General features: G+C 32.6%; 29 protein-coding genes. 13 read left to right on the forward strand and 16 right to left on the reverse strand.

All coding sequences use genetic code 11. The features are described from left to right. Positions 1-100 precede the first annotated feature (100 nt). Entirely contained in the window at positions 101-487 is a 387-nt protein-coding gene (locus IHE43_RS08650; RefSeq protein ID WP_192187552.1) for an ACT domain-containing protein, read from the forward strand. Positions 488-718: 231 nt separating this feature from the next. Next, complete coding sequence (locus tag IHE43_RS08655) at positions 719-1,336, forward strand: hypothetical protein (RefSeq protein WP_192187553.1); 618 nt, start codon at positions 719-721, stop codon at positions 1,334-1,336. Between the two features lie 45 nt (positions 1,337-1,381). Here IHE43_RS08655 and IHE43_RS08660 read toward each other — a convergent pair whose 3' ends face one another. Then, complete coding sequence (locus IHE43_RS08660; RefSeq protein ID WP_192187554.1) at positions 1,382-1,945, reverse strand: hypothetical protein; 564 nt, start codon at positions 1,943-1,945, stop codon at positions 1,382-1,384. Positions 1,946-2,129: 184 nt separating this feature from the next. On the opposite strand from IHE43_RS08660, the gene IHE43_RS08665 reads away from it, so the two are divergent. The 5 genes from IHE43_RS08665 (at position 2,130) to IHE43_RS08685 (ending at position 9,126) form a co-directional block, all read left to right on the forward strand. Further along, a complete protein-coding gene (locus IHE43_RS08665; protein WP_192187555.1) occupies positions 2,130-2,537 on the forward strand; it encodes a GNAT family N-acetyltransferase in 408 nt (135 codons plus the stop codon). A 255-nt stretch (positions 2,538-2,792) separates the two neighbouring features. Next, the gene (locus IHE43_RS08670) at positions 2,793-3,173 is read left to right on the forward strand and encodes a hypothetical protein (RefSeq protein ID WP_192187556.1); all 381 of its coding nucleotides are present in this window, start codon (positions 2,793-2,795) and stop codon (positions 3,171-3,173) included. A 172-nt stretch (positions 3,174-3,345) separates the two neighbouring features. Then, complete coding sequence (locus IHE43_RS08675; protein WP_192187557.1) at positions 3,346-4,428, forward strand: efflux RND transporter periplasmic adaptor subunit; 1,083 nt, start codon at positions 3,346-3,348, stop codon at positions 4,426-4,428. 98 nt (positions 4,429-4,526) lie between these two features. Beyond that, positions 4,527-7,694 carry an efflux RND transporter permease subunit gene (locus tag IHE43_RS08680; RefSeq protein WP_192187558.1) on the forward strand — a complete coding sequence of 1,056 codons (3,168 nt, stop codon included), beginning with the start codon at positions 4,527-4,529 and terminating at the stop codon, positions 7,692-7,694. Next, on the forward strand, positions 7,687-9,126 hold the full coding sequence (locus IHE43_RS08685; protein ID WP_192187559.1) for a TolC family protein: 1,440 nt from the start codon (positions 7,687-7,689) through the stop codon (positions 9,124-9,126). Before IHE43_RS08680 ends, IHE43_RS08685 begins: the two co-directional genes overlap by 8 nt. Before the next feature lie 170 nt (positions 9,127-9,296). Here IHE43_RS08685 and IHE43_RS08690 read toward each other — a convergent pair whose 3' ends face one another. From IHE43_RS08690 to IHE43_RS08700, 3 genes are all read right to left on the reverse strand, one after another. Further along, complete coding sequence (locus IHE43_RS08690; protein ID WP_192187560.1) at positions 9,297-10,430, reverse strand: nuclear transport factor 2 family protein; 1,134 nt, start codon at positions 10,428-10,430, stop codon at positions 9,297-9,299. Positions 10,431-10,685: 255 nt separating this feature from the next. Next, the gene (locus IHE43_RS08695; protein WP_370526716.1) at positions 10,686-12,155 is read right to left on the reverse strand and encodes an ATP-binding protein; all 1,470 of its coding nucleotides are present in this window, start codon (positions 12,153-12,155) and stop codon (positions 10,686-10,688) included. 291 nt (positions 12,156-12,446) lie between these two features. Beyond that, positions 12,447-12,638 carry a hypothetical protein gene (locus tag IHE43_RS08700; protein ID WP_192187562.1) on the reverse strand — a complete coding sequence of 64 codons (192 nt, stop codon included), beginning with the start codon at positions 12,636-12,638 and terminating at the stop codon, positions 12,447-12,449. Positions 12,639-13,365: 727 nt separating this feature from the next. Here IHE43_RS08700 and IHE43_RS08705 point away from each other — a divergent pair. The 6 genes from IHE43_RS08705 (at position 13,366) to IHE43_RS08730 (ending at position 17,297) form a co-directional block, all read left to right on the forward strand. Next, on the forward strand, positions 13,366-14,001 hold the full coding sequence (locus IHE43_RS08705; protein WP_192187563.1) for a hypothetical protein: 636 nt from the start codon (positions 13,366-13,368) through the stop codon (positions 13,999-14,001). Positions 14,002-14,360: 359 nt separating this feature from the next. After that, a complete protein-coding gene (locus IHE43_RS08710; protein WP_192187564.1) occupies positions 14,361-14,651 on the forward strand; it encodes a hypothetical protein in 291 nt (96 codons plus the stop codon). 108 nt (positions 14,652-14,759) lie between these two features. Beyond that, on the forward strand, positions 14,760-15,254 hold the full coding sequence (locus tag IHE43_RS08715) for a hypothetical protein (RefSeq protein ID WP_192187565.1): 495 nt from the start codon (positions 14,760-14,762) through the stop codon (positions 15,252-15,254). Between the two features lie 178 nt (positions 15,255-15,432). After that, positions 15,433-15,984: an antibiotic biosynthesis monooxygenase gene (locus tag IHE43_RS08720; RefSeq protein ID WP_192187566.1), complete on the forward strand. Its 552-nt coding sequence runs from the start codon at positions 15,433-15,435 to the stop codon at positions 15,982-15,984. 176 nt (positions 15,985-16,160) lie between these two features. After that, positions 16,161-16,709, forward strand: coding sequence for a hypothetical protein (locus tag IHE43_RS08725; RefSeq protein ID WP_192187567.1), 549 nt, complete (start codon positions 16,161-16,163; stop codon positions 16,707-16,709). Positions 16,710-16,775: 66 nt separating this feature from the next. Beyond that, positions 16,776-17,297, forward strand: coding sequence for a GNAT family N-acetyltransferase (locus IHE43_RS08730; RefSeq protein WP_192187568.1), 522 nt, complete (start codon positions 16,776-16,778; stop codon positions 17,295-17,297). A gap of 24 nt (positions 17,298-17,321) precedes the next feature. On the opposite strand, the gene IHE43_RS08735 is transcribed toward IHE43_RS08730, so the two are convergent. The 12 genes from IHE43_RS08735 to IHE43_RS08790 form a co-directional block, all read right to left on the reverse strand. Then, a complete protein-coding gene (locus IHE43_RS08735) occupies positions 17,322-17,486 on the reverse strand; it encodes a hypothetical protein (protein ID WP_192187569.1) in 165 nt (54 codons plus the stop codon). A gap of 33 nt (positions 17,487-17,519) precedes the next feature. Then, entirely contained in the window at positions 17,520-18,872 is a 1,353-nt protein-coding gene (locus IHE43_RS08740) for a GH1 family beta-glucosidase (protein WP_192187570.1), read from the reverse strand. A gap of 439 nt (positions 18,873-19,311) precedes the next feature. Then, entirely contained in the window at positions 19,312-19,722 is a 411-nt protein-coding gene (locus IHE43_RS08745) for a hypothetical protein (protein ID WP_192187571.1), read from the reverse strand. Positions 19,723-19,801: 79 nt separating this feature from the next. Further along, positions 19,802-20,704, reverse strand: coding sequence for a hypothetical protein (locus tag IHE43_RS08750; RefSeq protein ID WP_192187572.1), 903 nt, complete (start codon positions 20,702-20,704; stop codon positions 19,802-19,804). A 4-nt stretch (positions 20,705-20,708) separates the two neighbouring features. Continuing rightward, positions 20,709-21,977 (reverse strand): ABC transporter permease, encoded by a 1,269-nt coding sequence (locus IHE43_RS08755; protein WP_192187573.1) that lies wholly within the window; start codon positions 21,975-21,977, stop codon positions 20,709-20,711. 3 nt (positions 21,978-21,980) lie between these two features. After that, positions 21,981-22,376, reverse strand: a complete 396-nt coding sequence (locus IHE43_RS08760) for a hypothetical protein (RefSeq protein WP_192187574.1) — start codon at positions 22,374-22,376, stop codon at positions 21,981-21,983. Positions 22,377-22,386: 10 nt separating this feature from the next. Continuing rightward, positions 22,387-22,719, reverse strand: coding sequence for an excalibur calcium-binding domain-containing protein (locus IHE43_RS08765; RefSeq protein ID WP_192187575.1), 333 nt, complete (start codon positions 22,717-22,719; stop codon positions 22,387-22,389). 2 nt (positions 22,720-22,721) lie between these two features. After that, positions 22,722-22,952, reverse strand: a complete 231-nt coding sequence (locus IHE43_RS08770; protein WP_192187576.1) for a DUF4236 domain-containing protein — start codon at positions 22,950-22,952, stop codon at positions 22,722-22,724. A gap of 6 nt (positions 22,953-22,958) precedes the next feature. Next, a complete protein-coding gene (locus IHE43_RS08775) occupies positions 22,959-23,165 on the reverse strand; it encodes a hypothetical protein (protein ID WP_192187577.1) in 207 nt (68 codons plus the stop codon). A 143-nt stretch (positions 23,166-23,308) separates the two neighbouring features. Continuing rightward, a complete protein-coding gene (locus IHE43_RS08780) occupies positions 23,309-23,977 on the reverse strand; it encodes a response regulator transcription factor (protein ID WP_192187578.1) in 669 nt (222 codons plus the stop codon). 7 nt (positions 23,978-23,984) lie between these two features. Continuing rightward, complete coding sequence (locus IHE43_RS08785; protein ID WP_370526717.1) at positions 23,985-25,454, reverse strand: ATP-binding protein; 1,470 nt, start codon at positions 25,452-25,454, stop codon at positions 23,985-23,987. 291 nt (positions 25,455-25,745) lie between these two features. After that, positions 25,746-25,934: a hypothetical protein gene (locus IHE43_RS08790; protein ID WP_192187580.1), complete on the reverse strand. Its 189-nt coding sequence runs from the start codon at positions 25,932-25,934 to the stop codon at positions 25,746-25,748. Positions 25,935-26,011 lie beyond the last annotated feature (77 nt).

The following is a 26,011-nucleotide window of genomic DNA, read 5'->3' on the forward strand; positions in this document are numbered from 1 at the left end:
ACCTAATTTTTGAACCGTCTTTTTCATCGAGAAAGGCGGTTTTTTTTATCCTGAGTTTTTAAATTAGAGAAATTAAAATAATCAACTTAATAAAATCAAAATGGCTGGAGAAAAAGATTTGCAAATATTGCTAAAGAGTATGAAACCGGAACATAACTCTGGAGATTATGTTTTTTGTAAAGTAGATAAATTAGGAAATCTTAATTTAGATGAAGTTGAAATGTTCTTTAAAGAAAAAGAAGCAATAACATTAATTCTTAAAAAAGAAATTGCTGAGAAATTAAAGTTCGAATATTCGATGACAATGTCCTGGATAACGCTTTCGGTACATTCCTCTTTGGAAGCTGTTGGATTGACTGCGGCGTTTTCAAAAGCACTTTCGGATAACGGAATTAGCTGCAATGTTGTGGCGGCATTTTATCATGATCATATTTTTGTTGGAAAAAAGGATACGGAAAAAGCAATGCAGATTTTAAAATCATTTTAATTCAGTTTAAAATGGGCTGTTCTTCTAAAAATTTCAATTTTATTAATTTATTTAAGATGGATTATGTAAGATTTTAAGAATGATTGCGGATAATTCATTGAAATAAGCAACAAGAAGCTGGTTTTTTTATTTTAATATGTTAAAAATTCAGTATTCGCAAAATAAATATGGAAAGACGTAAAATAGTTAGGTGCTAACCGTGTATTTTTGCAAAAAACAAAATAATAACCAATGAAAAAGCCCCTAATTTTTCTTGTTCTACTATTCTCCTGTACAATTATTGCTCAGAATGATCCAAAAGTTGCATTCCAAAAAACAAGATACGAATTAGCAGTTTCCTGCTACAAGAAAGCTGATTTTGTAAAAGCGCTTGATTTATTTTCTATCGCTTCTAAAATTAAGCCTGAAAATGAGTTAGGAAAAGAGTCTGTCAAAAAAGTAGATTGCCTAAAAACCATGTTGAGAAAAAGCATCATGGATAAAGTTATCGGAACCTGGAAAATGAATGGTGATAAACCGCTTTGGGCTGTAAATGCTGCTAGTAATACCAACTATAAAACGATAGAAGAATTGGTAGAAATTAACCAGAAACAGATTTTGTTTTATGAATTGGATACCAAAACGAAAGCGAAAAAATTAATCAAGTCTGAAGATTTAGCTTATTACAACAAAGATCAATCTGATGCTTTATTTTCGGCTATTATTCTGTCTGATGGAACTATTTGGAATTGTTCATTAAATGAAGGTGCAGATATATTGCACGTAATTAATATCGCCAAACAAACTGAAAACGGTGTTGAGAAAATAAAAGCCGATAATTTGGAACGATTTTACAGCAAAGTAAAATAATAAAAAAGGGATTGATTCCCTTTTTTTATGCTCTATTTTAAGTTTTTACAAGAATTTAAATCCTACAGAGAAATTAGAGATTCCGGTTTTGATACTTCGTCCTGAAGGATCAAGATCGGTTACGCCAGCCAGATAACGATAGTCTACTGTAAATCTCCATAAATCGACTCCGGCTCCACCAAGGAAACTGCTGTTATTTTTCTCAAATGCAATATAATTAAGACTATTGCTCGCTTTTATATCAGAATAATTTTTCCAGTTGTAACCTACAAAAAGACGAATGTTCCCTAGTTTTCCTAACGGAACAATTTTAAAACCGGCAATTAAAGTGGCATCTGTTCCTCCTAATGTATATTCGGTTTCTCCAATTCCGGTTTGAGAGACACTAAATTTTGAAGATGCATACCCAAATTCACCCTGACCGTAAAAAAGCAATAAATTCACTCTTACAAAACCAGCAAAACCAACATCAGTTCCAGAGCTTTTTGAACTGAAATCATCTGTAATAACTGAAGTAATATTGGTGGAAAATTGAGGCCCAAATTGTATCAATTGTGCAAAGCCATTCACACTAATACATAATAATGCTGCTAAAATGAATTTTTTCATAATTGGATTTATTTGTTTTTACATAGTATAAAAATAATTATTATTAATCAGAATAGTATCATAATTTGGGGTTTATTTTAATGTATTTATTTGAAAATGAATAAACTGAAATAATTTCATTCGATATAAAAATATTATTAGAATCCCGTAAATTTGTTTTTAAAAGATAAACGATAACAATAAAATGAAAATTGCAACAATTAAGGCATCTGAAACCTGGCAAATTAGACACAAAGTAATGTGGCCAGATCAGCCTTTTGAATTTGTGCAGTTGGAAGAAGATAATTCAGGACTACATTTTGGAGTGTTTGATAAAGATATTTTAGTTTCAATTGTTTCTTGTTTTATTGCTGATGATGAAATGCAGTTTAGAAAATTAGCAACACTGGAAAATTATCAGGGAAAGGGAATAGCTTCGTTATTGTTAAATCATATTTTGAAGCTTGCAAAAGATAAAGGTTTGCGAAAAGTATGGTGTAATGCAAGAACCAATAAAAAGTCATTTTATGTGAGATTTGGTATGAGAGATATTGGTAAAACGTTTGTTAAATCAGGACAGGAATTTTCAATAATGGAAATTTTGCTTTTCTAGTTAAGCCATTTTTGCGGAATAGAGTAGCAGCCGTCAAATATTTGCGATTTTGATTTTATTTCGAAAATCAACCACTTTTGCTTGTAAAGGTTTGTTTACAAAATGATATTTTTATGAGATTTTGCAAGAAATCATTAAGGTTTTATTATAATTTCTAAGTAAAAAATAATGAAAACGTTTTCGTGTTTTTCTAAATGTTAAAGCTTATAAAATTTTCTTTTTTTGTATAAATACTTTACTTACTTTCGCACCCAAATGAGAAAGTTAATAATATTTTTAGTGTTTATGAATTTCCTTCTGCTAGGCGGAGGGCAATATCTTAATGCTGAAACGCATCAAAGTTCTCACCACTATCTGGAGAAAAGACACCGCGTAAAATTAACCAATCAGGATCAGGGCAGCTCTATCATAGAAGATGCAGATGTAGATCTTGATGAAGAATGTGTTGGTAATGATAATCTTAAAGATGGTTTAAGTAATAAGTTTTTTGCAACAAAATATAGCTTACTAGATAGCTGGTATCTGACAATCTCTCGTCAGATCGTTGTGAATTCATTTAATCGTTTTGAAATTTTCGGCTCATCTTGTGGCCAATCAAATCCTATTTATATTACTCAACGAGTATTAAGAATATGATTTACAATATACATCAGTCACCTTTGTTGTGATCGTGCATATCTTTTGATGTATATTTTTTACTTCTTCTTATATGAAATTTAAGATCTGACTTAGGCTTGCTGATGCATTTTTTCACCTCAAGGAATCACCGCATTCCAAGCATTAAATCGCTTAAATTTCCATTAAAATCATGAAAAGAATTATTGTGTTAACAGGCATGCTTGCCTTGTTGTGCCTAACCAGTTGTACATCAAAAAAAGAAGAAAAAGAAGAAGTTGAAAAATTTACAGTGACAAGCCCTGTAAAAATCGACACTTCATTTACCAAAGAGTATGTTTCGCAGATTAAATCTGTACGGAATATCGAACTCCGCGCCCAGGAAAAAGGGTTTTTACAAAACATTTATGTTGACGAAGGTCAGTTTGTAAAAAAAGGTCAGTTGTTGTTTAAGATAATGCCAAACATGTATCAGGCTGAATTACTTAAAGCACAAGCTGAACAAAAATCAGTAGAAATTGAATTGCAAAATTCGAAGTTACTGGCAGATAAAAATATCGTTTCTAAAAACGAATTAAGTGTGGCTCAGGCAAAATTGCAATCAGCCAAAGCTGAGGTTGCATTGGCAAAACTTCATTTATCATTTACTGAAATCAGAGCTCCGTTTGACGGAACAATTGACCGTATTCCATTAAAATTAGGAAGTCTTATTGACGAAGGTGAATTGTTGACCAGCCTTTCAGATAATAGCCAAATGTTCGCTTACTTCAATGTATCTGAACCAGAATATCTTCAATACCAAACGGATGTAAAAGATCGTGCAGAAACTAAAGTAAATTTGCTTTTAGCTAATGGAGAGTCTTTTAAATACAAAGGAAACGTAGAGGTTATCGAAAGTGAATTTAATAATGAAACCGGAAATATTGCTTTCAGAGCCAGATTCCCCAATTCAGAAAAATTACTTAGAAATGGAGAAACCGGAAAAGTTCAAATGCTTGTTCCGCTTAAAAATGCTATTGTGATTCCGCAAAAAGCGACTTACGAAATTCAGGATAAAAAATATGTTTTTATTGTTGATAAAAACAATAAAGTAAGTTCAAGAGAAATTACCATTACAGGTGAAGTACCTGATTTGTATGTAGTAAAAACAGGACTTGCTGAAAATGATAAAATTTTACTTGAAGGAGTTCAGAAAGTAAAAGAGAACGACAAAATTAAATATGAATTCCAATCTCCTCAAACGGTAATCAATCATTTACGCGTAAAAGCGGAATAAAAAGTTTTGTTTCAGGTTCCAGGTTTAGTGCGAAACTGAAACCTGAAACTAAAAAACTTTTAAATCCCACTTTGGTTTAATCATTAAAAAATAAATAAATGTTTAATAAATTTATACAGAGACCCGTTCTGTCGATAGTAATATCGCTGATTATTGTCTTTTTAGGAATATTGTCGGTGATGAATTTACCTATCACCCAATTTCCTTCCATCTCTCCGCCGATGGTAAATGTTACGGCAGATTATCCTGGATCTAACGGTGAATTGATGATCAAATCGGTTGTTATTCCGTTAGAAAGAGCCTTGAATGGAGTTCCGGGAATGAAATATATGACTTCTGATGCCGGAAATGATGGTGAAGCAAGCATACAAGTAGTATTTAATTTAGGTACAGATCCAAATCAGGCTGCTATTAACGTGCAGAACCGTGTGGCTTCGGTGACTAATAAACTACCTCCTTTAGTAGTAAGAGAGGGTGTAAAGATTACACGTGAGGTTCCGAGTATGTTGATGTATGTGAATCTTTATAGTACGGATAAAAATACCGACATGAAGTTCTTATACAATTATGCAGATATCAACGTGTTGTCAGAATTGAAAAGGGTAAATGGTGTTGGTTCCGGTGATATTTTAGGAACACGTGAATATGCGATGCGTATTTGGTTAAAACCAGATCGTATGTTAGCTTATAAAATATCTGCTGATGAGGTAATGGAAGCATTATCAAGTCAGAGTTTGGAAGCGTCTCCTGGTAAAACAGGTGAAAGCTCTGGTAAACGTTCTCAGGCATTTGAATATGTATTGAAATATTCAGGGCGTTTTACAAGCAAAGAACAATATGAGAACATCATCGTAAAATCAAATAGCAACGGGGAACTTTTGCGTTTGAAAGATATTGCCAAAATTGAATTTGGTAGCTCGATGTATGATATTTATTCTAATTTGAATGGAAGACCATCTGCAGCTATTGTATTGAAACAATCTTTTGGAAGTAACGCGAATCAGGTTATTGAAGACGTAAAAGCAAAACTTGAAAAAATTAAGCAAAAATTCCCAAAAGGAATGGATTACGAAATCTCGTATGACGTTTCTAAATTCTTAGATGCTTCTATTGAGAAAGTAATCCATACTTTGATCGAAGCCTTCATTTTGGTTGGTTTGGTTGTGTTTCTTTTCTTAGGAGACTGGAGATCTACGGTTATTCCGGCAATTGCAGTACCCGTTTCATTGGTTGGAACCTTTGTGTTTATGACCTTCTTTGATATTTCATTGAACTTAATTACGTTGTTTGCATTGGTTTTGGCAATTGGGGTCGTCGTCGATGATGCGATCGTGGTTATTGAAGCTGTTCACGCCAAGATGGAGGAAGAACATCTGTCCCCACTTAAAGCGACCAAAAAAGCGATGCACGAGATTGCAGGAGCTATTGTGGCGATTACATTCTTAATGGCGGCGGTATTTATTCCGGTTGCATTTATGTCTGGTCCGGTTGGAGTATTTTACAGACAGTTCTCTATTACAATGGCAACGGCGATTATCCTTTCAGGTATTGTGGCTTTGACTTTGACACCGGCACTTTGTGCGATGATGCTAAAAAACAATCACGGTACACCTAAAAAGAAAACACCTGTAAACAGATTTATAGATGGTTTTAATAACAAGTTTAATCTTGCTCAGGGTAAATATCAGAATGTATTAGCAAAAATCGTAAACAGAAGAGCCGTTACTATTATTGCGCTTTTAGTTTTTTGTGCAGGAACATGGTTGATTAGTAGCACTGTTCCTTCCGGATTTATTCCGAATGAGGATCAGGGAATGTTTTATGCTATTATCCAGACACCTCCGGGTTCATCATTAGAAAGAACCAATAATATTGCGGAGAAATTGCAAAAAATTGCCGAGACAGTAGACGGAGTTAAATCGGTTTCTTCATTGGCAGGTTATGAAATTTTGACAGAAGGTACCGGATCTAACGCCGGAACTTGTTTGATCAACTTAAAAGACTGGAACGATCGTAAAGAATCTGTTCAGGAAATCATGACGGAACTGGAAGAAAAATCGAAAGATATTCCGGGTGCTAATATCGAATTTTTCCAACCGCCAGCAGTACCGGGATATGGAGCAGCAGGTGGATTTGAGCTTCGTTTACTGGACAAAACAGGTTCAGGTGATTTCAAAAAAGTAGAAGAAGTCAATAAAGAGTTTGTTGAGGAATTGAACAAACGTCCTGAATTGTCTAACGTGTTTAGTTTCTTTAGTGCGAGTTTCCCTCAGTATATGATGAAAGTCGACAATGACTTGGCACAACAAAAAGGAGTTTCTATCGAAAATGCGATGAACACTTTGTCAACTCTTGTGGGGAGTAACTATGAGATCAGTTTTATTAAATACGGAATTAACTATAAGGTAATCGTTCAGGCCGCACCGGAATATCGTGCGCAACCAGATGACATTTTGAAACTTTATGTAAAAAATGATCGTGATGAAATGGTTCCTTTTTCTGCTTTTATGAAATTAGAAAAAGTATATGGTCTTTCAGAAATAACAAGACATAATATGTATACCTCAACAGAAATTAGTGGTGGTCCGGCTCCGGGTTATAGTTCCGGAACGGCGATTAAAGTAATTCAGGAAGTTGCGGCTAAAAAATTACCAAGAGGATTCGATATTGACTGGGCCGGTATTTCTGCCGATGAGGTGGCACAAGGAAATCAGGCAATTTGGGTATTCCTTATTTGTTTAGGATTCGTGTACCTGGTATTAGCAGCACAATACGAAAGTTTTATTCTGCCATTATCTGTAATTCTTTCTTTACCGGCGGGTATTTTTGGAGCTTTCCTTTTATTGAAAGTAACAGGATTAGAAAACAATATTTACGCTCAGGTTGCGATGGTAATGCTTATTGGTTTATTGGGTAAAAATGCCGTGTTGATTGTGGAGTTTGCGATTCAGCGACATGCTGCCGGTAAAACAGTTCTTGAAGCTGCAATGGAGGGAGCGAAAGCGAGGTTCCGTCCAATTTTGATGACTTCATTTGCTTTTATTGCGGGATTATTACCACTTGCTTTTGCTTCTGGGCCGGGTAAAATTGGAAACAGAACTATTGGTACAGCAGCTGCCGGAGGTATGCTTATCGGAACTATTTGTGGAGTATTTGTAATTCCTGGATTGTATTATATTTTCGGAAGAATTGCAGAGAAGCACAAACTGGTTAAAAATGAAGAAGAGAATCCATTAACTGAAGAAATTGATAACAATCATGTCTAAATTCAAATTATATCAATATAGTGTTGCGGTAGGTTTATGCCTTGCTGTAGCGGGCTGTAAAGCTCCTGCGGCAGAGACGGCGACGACCAGCACACCCGTTCCTGAAGCATTTGGTATTGCAAAAGCTCAGGATACAACCAATACGTCTACTGTAAAATGGAATGCGTTCTTTAAGGATCAAAACCTTGTTGATTTGATTGATGTGGCCCTGAAAAACAATCAGGAGTTAAACATGACGCTACAGGAAATCGAAATAGCAAAAAATGATATTAGGGTTCGCAAAGGCCTTTTATTACCAACTGTCGGAGTACGCGCCGGAGCTGGAGTAGAGAAAGTAGGGAGGTACACCAGCCAAGGGGCTGGTGATGCCACTACAGAAATAAAACCAGGTATTGAAACGCCTGATCCGCTTGGAGATTTTACCATTGCGGCTTATGCAAACTGGGAAGTAGATATTTGGAAAAAACTGCGTAATTCTAAAAAAGCAGCAGTAAACAGATATTTGGCTACTGTTGAAGGAAAGAACTTTGTAGTGACTAACCTTATTGCTGAAATTGCTGATTCTTACTATGAACTATTGGCTTTGGACAGTCAATTGGATATTGTAAAACAGACGATCACTTTGCAATCAAATGCTTTGGAAATTGTAAAAATTCAAAAACAGGCAGCGAGAGCAACAGAATTGGGAGTTAAGAAATTTGAGGCAGAGGTTTTAACTTCAAAAAGTCTGGAATTTGATATTCTACAGCAAATAAAAGAAAATGAGAATAAAATTAATTTCCTGCTAGGTCGTTATCCGCAGGAAATTAAAAGAACAAACAGCAACTTCCTGACTTTGTTACCAGCTTCAGTTAGTGCCGGTATGCCGTCTCAATTGTTGATGAACCGTCCTGACGTGAAACAAGCAGAATTAGAATTGGTTGCTGCTAAATTGGATGTAAAAGTAGCTCGTGCCGAATTTTATCCGTCACTTGATATTTCGGCAGCTTTTGGAGTACAGGCTTTCAAACCTTCTTATTTGTTCACGTTCCCGGAATCCATTTTGTATTCTTTAACCGGAGATCTTGCTGCACCTTTGATTAACAGAAATGCCATTAAAGCAGAGTTTTCAAGCGCTAATGCAAGACAGCTTCAGGCTTTATACAATTATGATAAAACTATTTTAAACGCTTATTTAGAAGTATCTAATCAGCTTTCTAAAATCGATAACCTTCAAAAGAGTTATGATCTAAAATCACAACAAGTTGATGCGTTAAACACTTCAATTGATGTCTCTAATGATTTATTTAAATCGGCCAGAGTTGATTATTTTGAAGTTTTAATGACACAGCGTGACGCATTAGAATCGAAATTAGAATTGATCGATACTAAAAAAGAACAACTCAACGCTGCAGTTCATGTTTACAGAGACTTAGGCGGAGGTTGGAAGTAGAATGCCTATTTTAATTAGTTATTAGTAGGAGGCCTCCCGGAAGTAAAATTCTGGGAGGTTTTTTTGTTTCAGCTCAATATGCTTAAACTTCGGATAATAACAAGTTATCATTCTATTAAACCCGATTTTAGATTATACCTGAATCTCCGTTTATTGCAAATCACCTGATCCTATAGTTGATTATTTGTTTTTGCATCATTTATTAATTCTATAATCTTTAAAGCTACATCGCTTGACGATTGAAAATTTTGTCCCGTGACAATTCTTCCATCGGTTTCTACATGTGAGACGTTGCCTTTAGAAAACTTAAAAGTGCCACCTCTTTCTTCAATTGTCTTTTGAATTAAGAACGGAAAGTACTTAAAATATTCTCCATCTTGTTTTTCGAATGAATCAGGGTAACCACTAATTTTTTTCCCCGCTACTAAATACTTGCCATCATTTGTTTTTAAGTTCACAATTCCTGCTGTTCCATGGCAAACAGAAGAAATAACACCTTTGTTTTCTTCGTATACTTTTAAAGCAATAGTTTGAATTTGTTTGTTTTCCGGTACATTATACATAGCAGCTCCGCCACCAACATAATAAACAGCTTTATAATTTTTTGAAGCAATTTCTTCGGGTTTTTTAGTGTTTTTTATAGCATACATAAAATCCGGATCAAATAAATATTGCTTTTGTAAAGTGTCGGATGTATTGATATAGGCTAATGGAATACTTCCTCCTTCCGGACTTACAAAATCGACCGTGTATCCAGATATTTTAAAAGTATTGTAGGCGTTTACTATTTCAGCAAAACTATTGCCAGTAGCTATGGTCGATTTGCCATAATAATGGGCATTTGAAACAATAAACAAAATTTGCTTTCCTGATTTATTACTGCTTAGACTGCTTGCCGATTTACTTATTATTTTCCATTCGCCCTGAATCTTTTTGAGTAAAAACAGATCAATAAATTCCATTTTTTTGTCAGGTATTACTATTTCTGCCTTAGCCAAAGCTATATTGTTATATAGATCAATTGAAATAATTCTGCCTACGCGACCATTAAACTGTCCCTGCTTGTCATTTTTAAACCATGTGGTGTATTCGCTAATAGGTACAATCCATAAGTCTTTGTCTTTATGGCCTAAAAATAGATTGGCTTCGGAATAAAATGCTTTTTCGATGCTATCAGGTTTATTATAAGAAGTACCATCAAGGTAATTTTGAATACATTTTTTAACAGCTGCCTCTTCTTCTGTTTGTGCTAATAAACAAGTTGGCAAAAATACTAGTGCGATAAAATAGATAATTTTTTTCATAAGCTTTTGGAATTAAATTTTTCACAAAGCTATGATTGATGGGATTTGAATCGGAATAAATTTATAATTCAGGAGTCCTGATTTATAAATTAGGACTAAAAAAATAAGTTTCTAGACATTTTGCAAGTATTCGTAACTTTTTTATCGTTGTCACCTCTGGATTATTATAAGAGAATTACTTGTTCTTTTACGTTATAAAATTCGAGGTGAGTTTTAAGACTTGGAATTTGGAATTTGATATTTAGAATTTTTTTATCATTTCGGCATAAATATTTTTGCTTTAAATCCTTTATCAGGTTCTGTCTCAAAATCAATAATTCCTTTAACAGCCTGAATACGGCTTTCCATATTTTGGAGGCCATTTTTTATCATCTTAGTTTTTTCGCACCCGATACCATTATCAGTATAGTTTATAAAGATTGATTTTTGATCACTTTCAAATTTTATAAGAACTAAATTTGCCATGCTGTGTTTCTTCATATTCACCATTAGTTCCTGTAAAATTCGACTAACGGTAATCTTTTTTGCATCGTCAATACTTTCCCAGTCTATATTCTCTAAATTAGTAATAATGATATTTCTTTCATTTGTATTATAAACCGAAAGCATTTCCTTCATGCTGTTGGTAAAATCAATGCCAGTATCAATTCGATTGTTTTCTTTTGAAATTCCTCTTACACGTCCGTAAATATCATCTAATTTTTGGAGTAGATTCTCTTTAATATTTTCTTTCGATAGTGACTGAGATTCTGCAAAAGCAATTACCTGATAGACATCGTTTGCTAATTCATCGTGGATTTTTTTTGCAATTCGGGTTTCAGTGTTATAGGAAGTCTTAAATTCTATAGCCTTATTTTTATTTTTATAATAACGTATTAGAATGGTTATTAAAATGGTTAAAAAAACAAGAACGATTACAAATACAATTCTTAGATATTTTGCTCTTTGAAGTGATAATAGATTTTCTGTTTTTTCTAAACGAAGTTTTGCATTTTCATCTTTTTCTTTTTTAGCATCGTATTTAATCTTCGCAAACTTATTTTTAAAGTTATTTCTAATCTTAATAATGCTGTCGTTTAGTGTAAAATACTTTTGTACATATTTGTTGTGATGCGCGCTGTAATTATTTGAAATTAAAATTTGGAGTGCTTCTAATCTTTCATCAACACTATTTAGTTTTGTAGCAATATTGTACGCCGAAAAAGCATTTTCATCTGATTTTTGAATGTCTTTTTTAGCATAATAATCTGCCAGGTGAAGATAACTTTCAATACTTCCATAAGTGTCCTTGATTTCGTTTCTTCTATGGAGAGCTTCCTTCATTAATTCGAATCCTTTTTCATCCATTCCGTTTTTAAAATAAGCATAACCTAAATTGTCTTGTATTCTAGCTTTAGTAGGCGCTTTAGATTTATCTTCTAAAAGTTTCCTGCTTAAAACAGATTCTAGAAGTATAATGGCCTTATCGTATTTTTTTTGCTGGATATAAACAGCTGCAATATTATTTAAAGGGGATAGCTTTTCTGTAGGATTTGTCAATTGATTTGCTGCTTCCTTATAATAAAGAATCGCGTCGGTATAAAGAGAAAGTTCTTTATCAGCAATGCCTAATCTAGTATTTATAGCACCTAAATAGTCTCCGTTTTTTTTAACATAAGGCAATGCTTCGGTCACTGTTTCCTTACTTCCATAGTAGTCGCCATTGACTTGCTGAATGGCTGCCATTTCAATTAGTATGTATCCAATATTGGCACTGTCTTTTAAAGTTTCATAAAGTTGTTTTGATTTATTAAACTGGTAAAAAGCCGTATTAAAATTCTGTTTATCGCTATTTTCAATTGCTTTATTCCGTAAACTAAACGCTTCTTGTTGTATAGGGTCAGTAGGAGTATTAAGGGGCTTTTTTTCTTGACAGGAAAAAAGTAATAGAAGAATAATAAAATAAAAAAACGGGGACCGTAACATATAAATTTACTTTCCCCGAAAATAGTAATTAATTAGATACTAAAAGTATATTTATTCATCAGTTGGCGGTGGTGGCGGTGGAGGCTTAGGACCGTCATCACCAGGGCCATCAGCCTGAGTTGGTTTAGAAGGATCAATAATTTTTTCTGTTTTCTTTTTTGGCTGAGTTTCGTATTCGTCAGCAGTACAAGAAAATATAGTAAACAATAAAGCGAAAGCGCTTAAAAGTAATAGTTTTTTCATTTTAATTTAATTTAGAAATTAGACATGAGTATGGCCGTCCGGAGTGCATCCGGAGTTTGTTAATGGCAATACCAAATTGATTTTTGGGAAGTAAACTGTGTAGAACTATAAGACGTTATTTATACTTCCCGAATGAACTCAGTCTTACGGTTCTCACACTGTTTATTTGAACTAGTTTTATATTTTGTTAAATCTGCAGATAAAACGTGAACTAATTTCTATGGCAAAGTAAAGGCGTTTTTAAGCCTTTGTTTATAGGGGATTCCCAGAATTCCCGCATTTTCCTGAGATTCCCAGGAAATCCTAAAACAAAATAAAAGGCACAATAAATTTAGGTTTGTTACAACATGTTACCTGACCGTAAAACCAACCTGAACCTTTATTATAATAGATGCAAAAGATCCTAAAAAGGTTGTCTCGGACTATTAATAAAAAGATGAAATTGCTGTTCGGAGTATATCCGGAGTTTGTTTGTGGCAATACCAAATTAATTTTTGGTGAAGTATGGCGTGTAGAACCGTAAGACTTTATTTATACTTCCCGAATAAACCTGGTCTTACGGTTTTCCACACTGTTAATTTGAACTAGTTTTATATATTTGTTTTAATCTGCAGATAAAACGTGAACTAATTCTATGGCAAGGTAAAGACGCTTGTAAGTCTTTCTTTATTGGGATTCCCGCGTTTTCCTGAGATTGCCAAGAAATCCTAAAACGAAAAATGAAATCATGCACAGTCATACTTTAGAAGAATATAAAAAAGCGATTAAAATTAAATATGAGACAGAAAAAGAAGGAGAGTACTTTGATTATTTGTATAGCCCTTCTCGTGGAAAACTGCGCGATTTATGCTGGCTTATTTTTGAAAATAACCCAACTCAGGATGATTTAAATGTTTTTAGAAATTTATTTTGTTTAGATTTTGATCATACCAAAAAGAATAAGTTTAAGGAACAAAAAGATAAGTTCAGGCCTATTGAAACCTTTTTTAAAGGCGAAACAGATCCATTGAATATTGATGCAATAAATCTCGCAGCAGTCATAGTTGATTTTCAACCGCGCCCTTTTAAAAAGTTTAATGAAAAGTGTAGAATTGAAGAAGCGAAACAGATTGAAATTACTGATAAAGCGAATGCAGTTGTTGAAATAGAGGAAGAAGTCATAGTAGTAGAGCGTTTAGTGAAAAATGAAAATGAAGAGTCGAAAGAAAATCCTGAAAAAGGAAATACTTTTTTTAATCTTGCGTCTATATTTTCTAAAAAAATAGGTCAGAAGATATATCCGAGAAAAATAATTACGATAGGAATTGGAGCTGTCGCTTTGATGTCTTCTGCGCTTTTATACTTTGTGCAGAAAAAAGATTAGAAAGAAAAGTTTCTAAAGGATAGTGGGAAGCATCTCGAAAAATAAAATGTAGGAAGTAAAAAGAATAATTTTTTAAGGAGTAATTAGGGCTTTGAAATAGTTTGTTTTTTGGCATATATTAGTTGTTATTTATATCTTAAAGATAAGCAAAATACACTAATTAACCTAATAAATATCAGTGAAATAACGTTTTTTTTTGCTCTTAAACAGCCTTTTTTTTATAACTTAGTCATTGACAATTACTACTTTTGAAGACAATAAAACTTGCTTTTTCTGGATAATCGACTTGTAATAAAATTATTTATATTTATAAAACATTACAATAGATTTTGATCCCTGGTAACCAAAAAACATCTCTTATGAAAAAGCTTCTCATACTACTAATCGTTTTATGCACTATCGGTTGTAAAAAATATGTTGTCTCGTTTGAACAGCCAACGAATATGAAACTTGATAATTTAAAACTGGAAGTACTTCTGGATAAAAAGAAAGTTCAGGAAATTAACTTAAAAGCAACAAATGCAATGCCTTCGTATGAAACAGTAGCATTGTCAATATCAGATGAGGGAAAACATCTGCTTCAGGTTAAAGTAAAAGATACGATCTTTAGTTATGATATAAATTATCCCGAAGAAAATATATTCTTTTGACAGCTCACTTAAAAGAGAATGGCAAGCCTCATATTGGAATTTTAAAACAGCAGTATAAATTTAGATTTCATTGACAGATGATTTTATTTCAAATATAAAAAAACATAGATGTTAAACAGTTTAAATAAAAATCAGCTTTACGTTTCAATATCAATATCTTTCTTATTATTCATTATTTTCAATTTTATAATTGGACCAAGTTCTGTTTTTGGACTTGCTGAATTTATACAAAACAAAACAGGATACTTTTTTGGTGTTGGCATAAATACTCTGGATTATTTTTTAATTTCATTAATTCCATTTATTGGATTACTAATAAATTCTAAAAGAAAAATACATAGCTGGATAGAAATACTAAAAGTTTATTTAACCATATTATTAAGCTGTATTGGTACTTTTAGTGTTGGATTATGTTTTTTAATTTCGAAGATAGGAAGTGCAAGTGAAAATCCTCTAATTCCACAATATTTGCGTGTTGAACCATTTAAAGGATACTCTTCATTTTTAATTGCTTTAGGTATTGTTTTAGCTTTTTCATTGGTTAAGAATGGCGTTAAAGAAACGGAAAATAGAATTGAGGAAATTGGTATGAAAAATGAATAAAACAGAACATGCGACAACTACTACAACGGATTTGGACAATTAGTTTTAATAGAAAGTTGGTTTTGTATTTGGCATGATTTGGCAAATCCGAAGAATGGGTTTAATTTAGTATGAAACTCGCTGTAATACCAGAACGTTAGGCGTAACCTTAACGAAACAGACAAATCAAATACATTTTATGAAAGATCAAGGTGCAACTGTAGTAATAAATCATCATATCATAGATGGAAAACAAAATCAATACGAAAATTGGTTAAATGAGATTGGTCCAATTTGTAGAAGTTATGTTGGAAATATTGATTGGCAAATAATTCGTCCTATCCCGAATTTGACTTTTGATTATACGGTAATCATAAGATTTGATACCATTGAAAACCTTACAAAATGGATGGAGTCAAATGAAAGAAAAAATCTAATCAAAAAAGCACAACCTCTATTATCCAAAGATGATAAATATCTCATTAAATCCGGCTTAGATTTTCTTTTCTCAAATAACGATGAAAAACCAAAAGTTCCCGCTCGTTGGAAACAATATTTGGTTACATGGTCTGCTATTTATCCGTTATCAATTCTTATCCCGTTGCTTGTGCTTCCCATTTTAAAAATTTTAAATTTTCCAGAGAACAGATTTATCAATTCGTTTTTTATCTCCGGTGTTGTAGTTTTAATAATGGTCTATTTGCTAATGCCTAATTATACAAGGTTAATTAAAAAATGGCTTTACAAATAATACAAAGGCGACGCCTAAACTACTACAACGAATTTGGGCATTAGGCTTAATAGGAAATTGGTTTTGTATTCCGCATGATTTGGCAGATCTGAATAATTGGCTTAATTCAGTCATAAAACCCACTGTAGTACAAGACCGTTGGTAGCAAGTAAACACAAATAACATAGAATTGAAATATGAAAATCAGAATATTAATAATCATTACGTTAATCTTTATTTCCTGCAAAAAAGATATCGTAAACCAATCCAAAAAAAAAGAAATCACAAAAATACACACTGTTGAAAAGAAAGAAAATGTAAAAAAAGATATCGACACAGTTACAATTTCAAAAAAGCATAAAATAAACAAACTTCTCTGTGATTTAGACGGAGATAAATTGAATGAAATAGTTGAAATAGTAAGAGGTGCAAAAAGTGCAAAAAGTGGTTTAAGAATAATATTTGGAAATGGAAATAGAACAGATTATTTCGGAATGGGAAATAATATTTTAGACCAAGGATTTGATGAAATAGATTGGGCAGGAATATTTGAAAAAGCACCTAAAAACGAAATCTATTGGAATAATGTAAATGATGGTGGTGAAATATTATCCGAAGACGAAATAAAAGAATCTGATAAAATAAAACTATTAAATGACGGGATTTTTATACATGCTGAAGAAAGTTGTGGCGGTGGAATAATCTATCTAAAAAACGGGAAATATGAATGGATTCAACAAGAATAGAATGCCAGTCATTAACAGCTACTACAATGTATTTGGACATTAGGCTTAATAGGAAAAAAACAAAAAATGAACAGGAACTTGCAAACTTCCCCAATATTGATTTCTGAAAGGTTGACGCTTCGGAAACTTTCAAAAAATGATTCCGAAGAAATATTGCAATTACGCTCAGACAAAGAAATAAATAAATTTCTTGACCGAAAACCAAGCAAAACAGTAGAAGATGCCTTAAATTTCATTACCAGTATAATTGAAAATGAAAGCGGGGAACTTTTTTATTGGGCAATTACAAAGACTGGTGAAGATAAACCAATCGGTACAATTTGTCTATTTGATTTCTTAGGTGATTTAAGGAAATGTGAAATTGGATATGAGCTTCTTACCGAATACCATGGTCAGGGAATTATGATTGAAGCTGCGAAGAAGGTTATAGAATACGCAATTAAAACACTTGAACTAAAAACAATAGATGCACTAACGCATAAAGATAATCAAAGCTCAACTAAACTTCTTCAAAAGTTACATTTTAAAAAATTAGACGATATAGTCGAACATAATCCAAATCTTGTTCTATTTAGATTGACCACGTAAACCTATTAAAGCTCCTAAAACCCCTTATAAATTAAGATCATTATTAATTTCTACTTCTTCAGATTCTTTAGTGTAGTTCAACTCTTCTTCGATCTTTTTACGGTCTTTTTTATTTTGCTTTATTAGAAAATAAACTAATAAAGCAACTCCAATTACTATTCCTGAAATGATAAGCCAATTGATTTCCATAAAATTGCTATTTAAGTTTATCAGAACTTTTATTTAAGATAAGAAATCGCGAAACCATAAACCGGAATGCTTGATCGTTCTTTTCTGTGTTTCAAAATCAACGTGAATTAATCCGAATCGGGCGTTGTAACCTTCGGCCCATTCGAAGTTATCAGTAAGGCTCCAGACAAAATAACCATCGACATTTAAGCCGTCTTTTTTTGCCTTTAAAATTTGTTCTAAATGATCCTGAATGAAGTGTGTACGTTTGATATCGTAAACTTTTCCATTGGTAACAGTATCCGGAAAAGCGGCCCCATTTTCTGTAATAATAATTTTACGGATGCCTTCGTATTCATTAAATCTTTTTAAGATATGGTACAGGGCAGGAGGGTAGACTTCCCAACCCATGTCAGTTGCGATGACATTTCGTTTTTCGGCACTGACTAATTCGGCACCAATATAGGGAGTCAATAATGAAGCTTTTACAACCTCTCTGGTATAACATTGAAGTCCGATGAAATCAAAGTCAAAGGCCAGATTGTTTAAATCATCTTCTTTGATATAATTATTCAGTTTTTTAAGTACTGCCAAATCATTTTGAGGATAACCCATTCCTAAAATAGGTTCTATAAAAGTTCTGTTAAGCAAAGTATCCACGCGTTTTGCAGCTTCAATATCTTTTGCATTCTGAGAAAAAGGTTCGATATGCGTACAAGAGAAAGTTGTCCCGATATTAGCATCAGCCACTTTATCTCTAAGTATTTTTCCACCTGCAGCCGTAGCCAATGTTACATGATGCATGGCTTTTAGATAATTGGTGATTCCTTTTTTGCCGGGAGCATGAATTCCCAGGAAATAACCAGCTCCGGTAAAAACAGAAGGTTCATTAATGACCATCCAGTTTTTGACACGATCACCAAAATGTTTTGTACAAACTTCAACATATTCTGAAAACCACGAAACCGATTCACGATTGGTCCATCCGCCTTTTACTTCGAGCGCATGAGGCAAATCCCAATGATAAAGTGTTACCCAGGGTTCGATGCCTTGTTCCAGCAATGAATCAATGATTTTGTTGTAGTAATCTATTCCTGCCTGATTTACAGGATGAATTCCGGTTGGCATAATTCGTGGCCAACTGATCGAAAACCTGAAATTCGGAATATTTAATTGGCTTATCAGATTAATATCGTTTTGGTACGAATTATAAAAATCGCAAGCCGTTAGGGCATGATGTCCGTTTTTGACTCTTCCTTTTTGAGACGTAAAAACATCCCAGATTGAAGAACCTTTTCCGTCGGCATCATGAGCTCCTTCAATTTGGAAAGCGGCGGTAGAAACACCCCACAAGAAATCGTCTCCAAATTGGTTTTTGTGCAAAAATGAGTTCTCAACTTTATTCATTCAGTAATACTTTCCTTTTAAATGTTTGATTTATTAATGAAGGAAAGTAGAGTGCATGGCTCTTAGAAAAAGCCATTCTTTGAATGAAACCAAAAAATTTAGATTAAAGAATTTCATGACGTTTAGTTTTATTCAAATTAATAAAACTAATGTGAATTGAGTGTAATGCTAAGATTATTAAAATGTTAAGAGATTTAAATAGAAGTAAAAAAGAGGTTAGTCTTCCCAACCGCAGAGTGTTAATCCGTAGCCTTGCGCCTGCGAAAGCGATACTTTGGTTAAGACGTGACGGCACGCGGTGAGTCCGCGGCAATTTTCGTTATAATGATATTTCTTTGCACCCGTTGGACCGCAGATATACACTTTGGTCTCAACAGGATGAAAAGAGGTCAGGAAAATAAATAAAAAGAGCAGGCTATATTTCATTGGGGAGCTTTATTTATTTGACAATTAATTCGTATTCATTTCCTTTTTTATCATTTCCTTTTAATTTCCCAAAAGCGACCCACTCGGTATTAATCTCAAGATCTGCAATGGAATCATTTCTTAATATTCCGGCACCATATTTTCCTGAAACGTTTATGTTTCCGAAAACAGAATCACCAGTGCAGTTTATTCCTTTTACATCATAATTATATTCATAATGTCCGGAATTTCCCGTTCTGTATTTGTATTGATAAATATTGTCTACATGATAGGTTTTGGCTTCTTCCGGCGTAATAGTTTTGCGATCATCAGCAGTAATCACCTCCTTATAAAATGTGTTTATTTTTTGTGGAGGAGGTACCGCTGCTTTTTCGCAGGAAACTATAGCTAATAGGAAAAATGGAAGTAAGTAGTTTTTTAGCATAGGCGTTGTTTAAAGTATTAATGCCCGATAAAAGTAATTGGAACTGGTATTTTATAAATGCGTAGTTATACGGGATTATTTACTCTGCTTTCTTTAATATAAAATCCTCAATAATTTTTTCCATGTTAGAAGGCAGGTCAGCATTTTTAATCTCAAAATGTTTTATGTTCATTTCGGTAAACCATTTAGTCCAATATGCTTTAATTACTTTTTCTTCGTATGGATTGTTTTTACCCGGATTTATTCCTAAAACTAAAACCTCAAGATTTGATAAATCAGTATTTATTTTAATGAATCCAAAATCCTGATCTTTTATTTTCTTTTCCCAATCCTGAGTGTTTAAACCATTCTTTCGGATTAGTTCCGGAGTAATGTACGTTGTGCGATTTTTTTCTTTTATCACAGTGCTTTCATAGAACATATAACCATCAGTTAGTATGATAAGAATGTTTCTGTATTTATTTTCAATGCATTGATCTTTTACTTTACTATCAAAAAAACTCCAGATATCTGAACCAATATATTTATTGTCCTTTAATGCCGATTCATATATTTTGGATGTCTTCGATGCATAACTGGCATTGATAGAATTTAATAAATCTTTTGAAGCATTATTTTTGTCAATAGTGATTCTTAAATTCCTGGCAATTGTATTAATCTCCGGATCAAGAGGTTCAGGATTAAAAAACAGCTGCATTCTATCGTCAATTTGTCTGATTCTTTTTGATTTTAGATGCTGTGTAAATGCTTCAGAAACTGATTTTATATAGCCCAAATCCCTTTGGTAATATTGCATTGTTGGGTTAGGATTTTTGTCAATACTAATTCTGTCTGATAAATCTAAAAGCAAGCTGATATTATAATTTTCTATTACAGATGTTTTAGTCGGGATTTCCTTTTCTTCTTTATCTGAATCTTGCTTACATGAAAAAACAGAAACTAATAATGCGGTCATTATGATTGTTTTGGAAATGTTTTTCATAATATTAGTTTTTAGAATATACTAAATGTTGAAAGTCAGGATCAACTAAATTCAGTTTCCCAAGATGTTCTTCGGACAAGTTTTCGCAGCCTTCTAATAATTCTACTTTTTCTTTGTGTGGTAAAGCTATCTCAGTATTAATTGCCTGAAACCAACCTTCTTTATACTGGTGATGATAATGCAGATATTCTTTGACAGGAAAAACAAAGCCATCAATTTTAGATTGTAATTCTGAATTTTTTCCGTTGAGTGTAACTACCTGTTGTTTAAAATCATTGATTTTAGCAATAATATCAACTTTCAATTTATCTAAATCTATTTGTTTTTCTTTTTTACCTCTAATGAAAGCCCTTATTTTATCAATGTTTTCAAATTCTTTCATTACAAAATCAAAAACAAGTCCCCAAATAATATAAACTACGAATCCTGCAAATATGATCATCCAGAATTCGGCTTCGCCTAATGCAATATTTAAGTTGTAAGGAGAGGAATCTGTTGTTTTATTGAACTCGTATATCTTTTTTTCAATTTGATAGGCTAAAAGAGCATCAAATAAAAAGGTTGTTATAAATAGGCCAATCATTCTAAAGATGTTTTTAATTCCTTTTTCTTTTTGAACCATATGAATTACATAACCCAATCCCATAAATACAAATGGAATCGTAATTACCAAAACACCTTCGAGCCAGCTTGCTTTAAAAGAATTTGTTAAGGCATTTGCATCAAAAATGGCGGCTGTTAAACTGTCATTGGCAAATTCTTTAAAAAAAGCAGAATAAGAAGCAGAAATATAAAAGACTAATAAATAAAGTGTTATTGGTAACAAAAGAAATAATCCAATGTAAAATTGAGCTTTTAAGCCTTTACCGTCTTCAATTCCGTATTTATCTGGATTGCGTTTTACTTCGATAATATCGCTCTTTATTTGATCAATTTCATCATTAATATCTTGTTCCTTCTTTTCAAAAATTCCTATTGCGGCTTCAGATTTTTTAAGTTCAGTTCTGTTTTTTTCCTGTTCTTCACGGTAAGGTTGTTTTAACCTGTCCTGTTCTAATTTCTGTTTTCGACATTGATCCTCAAAACTCATATAGAGATTTTGCAGGCATGCTTTTAAAACAATAGGTTTTCCGGTTGCTTTTACTGATGCTGCAAAGCCACTTTGATAATAGGTGATTCTTATTTGTTCTCTGTCTTCTTCATTATCTTCGAATGTTTTGACAGAAGAATCGTCAGCTTTTTTTATACTGAATAATTGTGTAAGTGATTTCATAACCTAAGAATTTAGTTGACTAATAATTTCTTCTTTATGTATATTTTTCTGAACACAATCAATGAGGTAAGAAGAAAGTTCATTGATGTTTTCATCCAAAAAATTAAATTTTCTGCAATACTTTTTAAGCATATTTAATTCATCATCGGTAATTTTTCCGTCAGCCCAAATGATTCTTGTAAAATCATATAAATATTCTACTCGGGTATTTAAATCTTCAGGAATAATGAGCTCTGTATTAATTGGATTTAGAAAAAGTTTATCCAATTCTTCTCTCGGAATCCCTCTTTCATCAGCAAAATGATACATCATTTGCAATTCTAATACGTCAAATTGATCATCTGATAATGCCATTTGATATAATCTTATAAAATGACTTTTTAGTTCTAGTGTTATCATTGTTTGAATTTTATTTTGATAAATTTTCGCATGCTATTCCGTCACCGTCAGAATCTAAATTTTTGTAACAGGTTTTGTTACTGTTGTAGGTAGATTGTGCTGCCGATTGAGATGAAAAATTACCACAAGTTTTGGTTGGGCAATTTGAGCTTGGAGTATTGCTTGTTACATCTGATGTCTCTGAAGATTCCGAACAAGAAATTACGCTGCCTATTAATACTGATAGCAAAAAAATAAGTATACATCCGCTATTTTTCTTTGTGTAAGATCTTGATCTTGTATTAGCAAAATGCCCTTGAACATAAGTTCCGTCTTTTTTATAATATCCTTTTCTATATCCCATGATTATAAATGTTTTAGTGTGAAAATTAAAAATGTTACAATTCCTGTAAATGCGAACAATACGATACAGCCGCTATTTTGATATCTCACTCCAGATATACCTGTTTTTACAGAATAACCGTTTTTGCTAAATGTTCCCATTTTTGTTCTTAAACTTGGAGAAATCCCGGATTTACTAATATTTAATCCAAGTCCGCCTCCAAGCCTAATTCTTTTTTGAAATCGAAAGCCCATTTTAAATTAGGTTGTATGACAGTCCTTGCAACAAGTTATGCAGCCATTCGATTGTGAATAGGTTTTCTTTGCTTCAGTTACTGCAGGTTTGCAGTTTGAAAATTCACCCAGGGATTTTCTATTTGCTGCAATAGGCAAATATTTGCAATCATCTGTGTGAACTTCATGATCTCCATTTGATTGCGCATTTTTGTTTACATAATAATTTTTCATGATTTTTGGTTTTAATTGATTTATAATTCAAACTTAAACCTATTTGAAACCAGTATTTTACGGAAATCCATAATCGTAAAATTAGTTTTTAGAAATAAAAAAAGCTCCCGAAGGAGCTTTGAAAATTATGCAGGAATGAAGACTTAAATAATCCCCATATCTTTAGTAATAGAAACCAAATGAACTGTATTATTAGCTTTAAAAAAGTCTTTTAGTTTAGAAAGTCTTTTTTCCATAGCACTTTTACTCTTGGGTTTTATGCCTGAATCTTTTAGAATTTGTATGATATCATCTTGCGGAGTTCCAAGTGATAAATGCTTCAAAATCAGAATATCAATATCATCTATTTCGTAGTTGTTTTTTTCCTTCAATGCAGAAGAAACTTCAGGGGAAATGAATTTTTGATCAGAAGTTGAAATAATATGGATTGCTTTTTTTAGTTCTTCGATGCTGTTCAGGCCTTTAAGTACAAAAGCGTCTACTTCTGCATTATCAAAAAGCGATTTAATTCGATAATTTTTATCTTCTACAGAATAGGCAATAATTTTAATGTCAGGTTGTAATTCACGTACCTTTTGAACCAGTTCGTCACCATTTGCAATAGTTGCTTTGCGATGATCTGTTTTAAAGGAAAGATCGCTAATTAATAAATCAAATGGTTCATTTTGGTTAATTGCGGCACGTATTTTTAAAAATGCTTCATCGCAAAATTTGGAATGCTGAAAATTTACAATATTTAAATCTTTTAAGACTTGTTGAATTCCTAAATTCATCGCATCAAGATCTTCGGCTATTATTACTTTTTTAAACATAGGGCTTTTATTTAGGCAGTGTTATTTTTACTTTAAAACCTTTCTCCGGTTCAGTGTCAAAAATAATAGATCCTTTTATAGCCAGAATACGGTTTTCCATATTTTGCAGACCATTCTTGTTAATTTTTTCTCTTGTACTTCCTTTACCGTCATCTACATAGTCAATATTTATCGTTTTTTGATTGCTGTCAAATTTTACAACAACCCGAGAGGCATCACTATGTTTTTTCATATTTACCATCAACTCTTGTAGCACGCGATAAATTGTAATCTTTTTAATTTCATCTACTGTATCCCAGGTTACTTTTTCGATGCTATTAATAATAACATTTGTAGTACCGCTATTATAAGTAGAAAGCATTTCTTTTAAATTTTGAAGATAATTTACACCGGTGTCAATATCATTGTTCTCTCTTGAAATGCCACGAACACGAATATAAATCTGATCTAATTTCTGAATCAAAGTTTCTTTTGTACTGTCGCTTGTGAGCGGTTGCGTTTGTGTAAAAGTGATGGCATGAAAAACATCATTTGCCAGTTCATCATGAATATCTTTGGCAATTCTGGTTTCGGTATCGTAAGCCGTTTTTATTTTCTCGATCCTATTTCGGTTCCTATAATACTTTCTTGAATAAATTAAAACAAAAAAGAGCGCAATGATTCCAAACACAAACAAGATTCTTTGATATTTTGCTTCTTGTAATGACAATAAATTCTCCGCTTTTTCTAAACGAAGTTTCTGATTCTCATCTTTCTCTTTTTTCGAATCGTATTTAATCTTGGCAAATTTGTTTTTGAAGTTGTTTCTGATTTTGATAATACTGTCATTTACCGAAATAAATTTTTCAGCATATTTAGTATTTTTCGAGTCCGAAGTATTTGTCATCAAAAAAGACAAAGCTTCCAGTCGCTCGTCAACACTATTGAGTTTTGTAGCATTTTGATAGGCTAATTGGGCATATTCATTAGACTTTTTAGAATTGGTTTTCGAATAATATTCCGCTAAATGCAAACAACTTTCAATACTTCCGTAAAGATCCTCAGTTTGATTTCTTAGTGTAAGACTTTTTAGCATTAACGCAAGTCCTTTTTTATTCATTCCTTTTTTAAAATAAGCAAACCCGAGATTGTCTAAAATTCTAAGTTTTCTTTTTGTTGGCGGTTCAGCTAGTGATGCATTTTTATTTAAGATCGATTCCAAGATCTTTATTGCTTTATCATATTTTTTCTGTTGAATATAAACGACCGCAATATTATTTAAAGGAGCTTGTTTTGATGATTTATCCTTTGCACCTTTTAATGCTTCACTGTAATAGTAAATTGCATCATCATAAAGAGAAAGTTCCTTATCAGCAATCCCAAAAAAATTGTTTACAGCGGCAAGATAATTCTCGTCTTTTCGGATATAAGGTAAAGCTTCTGTCAACGTTTCCTTGCTTCCGTAATAATCTCCATTCATTTGCTGAATATATGCCATCTGAATGAGGTTAAAAGCAATATTACTACTGTCTTTTAATTTCTCAAATGCTATTTTTGATTTATTAAAATTATAAAAGGAACTATTAAAATTACTTTTTTGGAAATGAGATATTGCTTTTTCCTGTAAAAGAGAGGCTTCTTTTTTATTTAGATTTGGTTTAATATCTACGGTAGATTCGTCCTTGCAAGAAAGAAAAAGTAGAAAAATAAACAAACAAAAAATCGGGGATCGTAACATTTAATTTACTTTCCCCGAAATTACTTATTTATTGTAGACTAAAGATTTTAATTAGTCTTTTTTTGGTGGCTGAATAATGATTGGATCATCTCCAGGGCCATCAGCATAGGATGGGATTTCTGGATTTATCTCTTTTTTTACTTCAGTTGCAGACTTGTTATCTGATGTTTCTTCATCATTTGTACAAGATACGAATGCCCCACTGGCAACTAAACACGCTAATATATAAACTTTTTTCATCTTACTTCGTTGTTAAAAATTTGACATAGATCAGCCGGTTCGATAATGAAATCGAATTTTTTTGTGCTGATTTTCAA

Origin of the sequence: Flavobacterium sp. MDT1-60, assembly GCF_014844035.1 — a bacterium.
Classification (GTDB): Bacteria; Bacteroidota; Bacteroidia; order Flavobacteriales; family Flavobacteriaceae; genus Flavobacterium.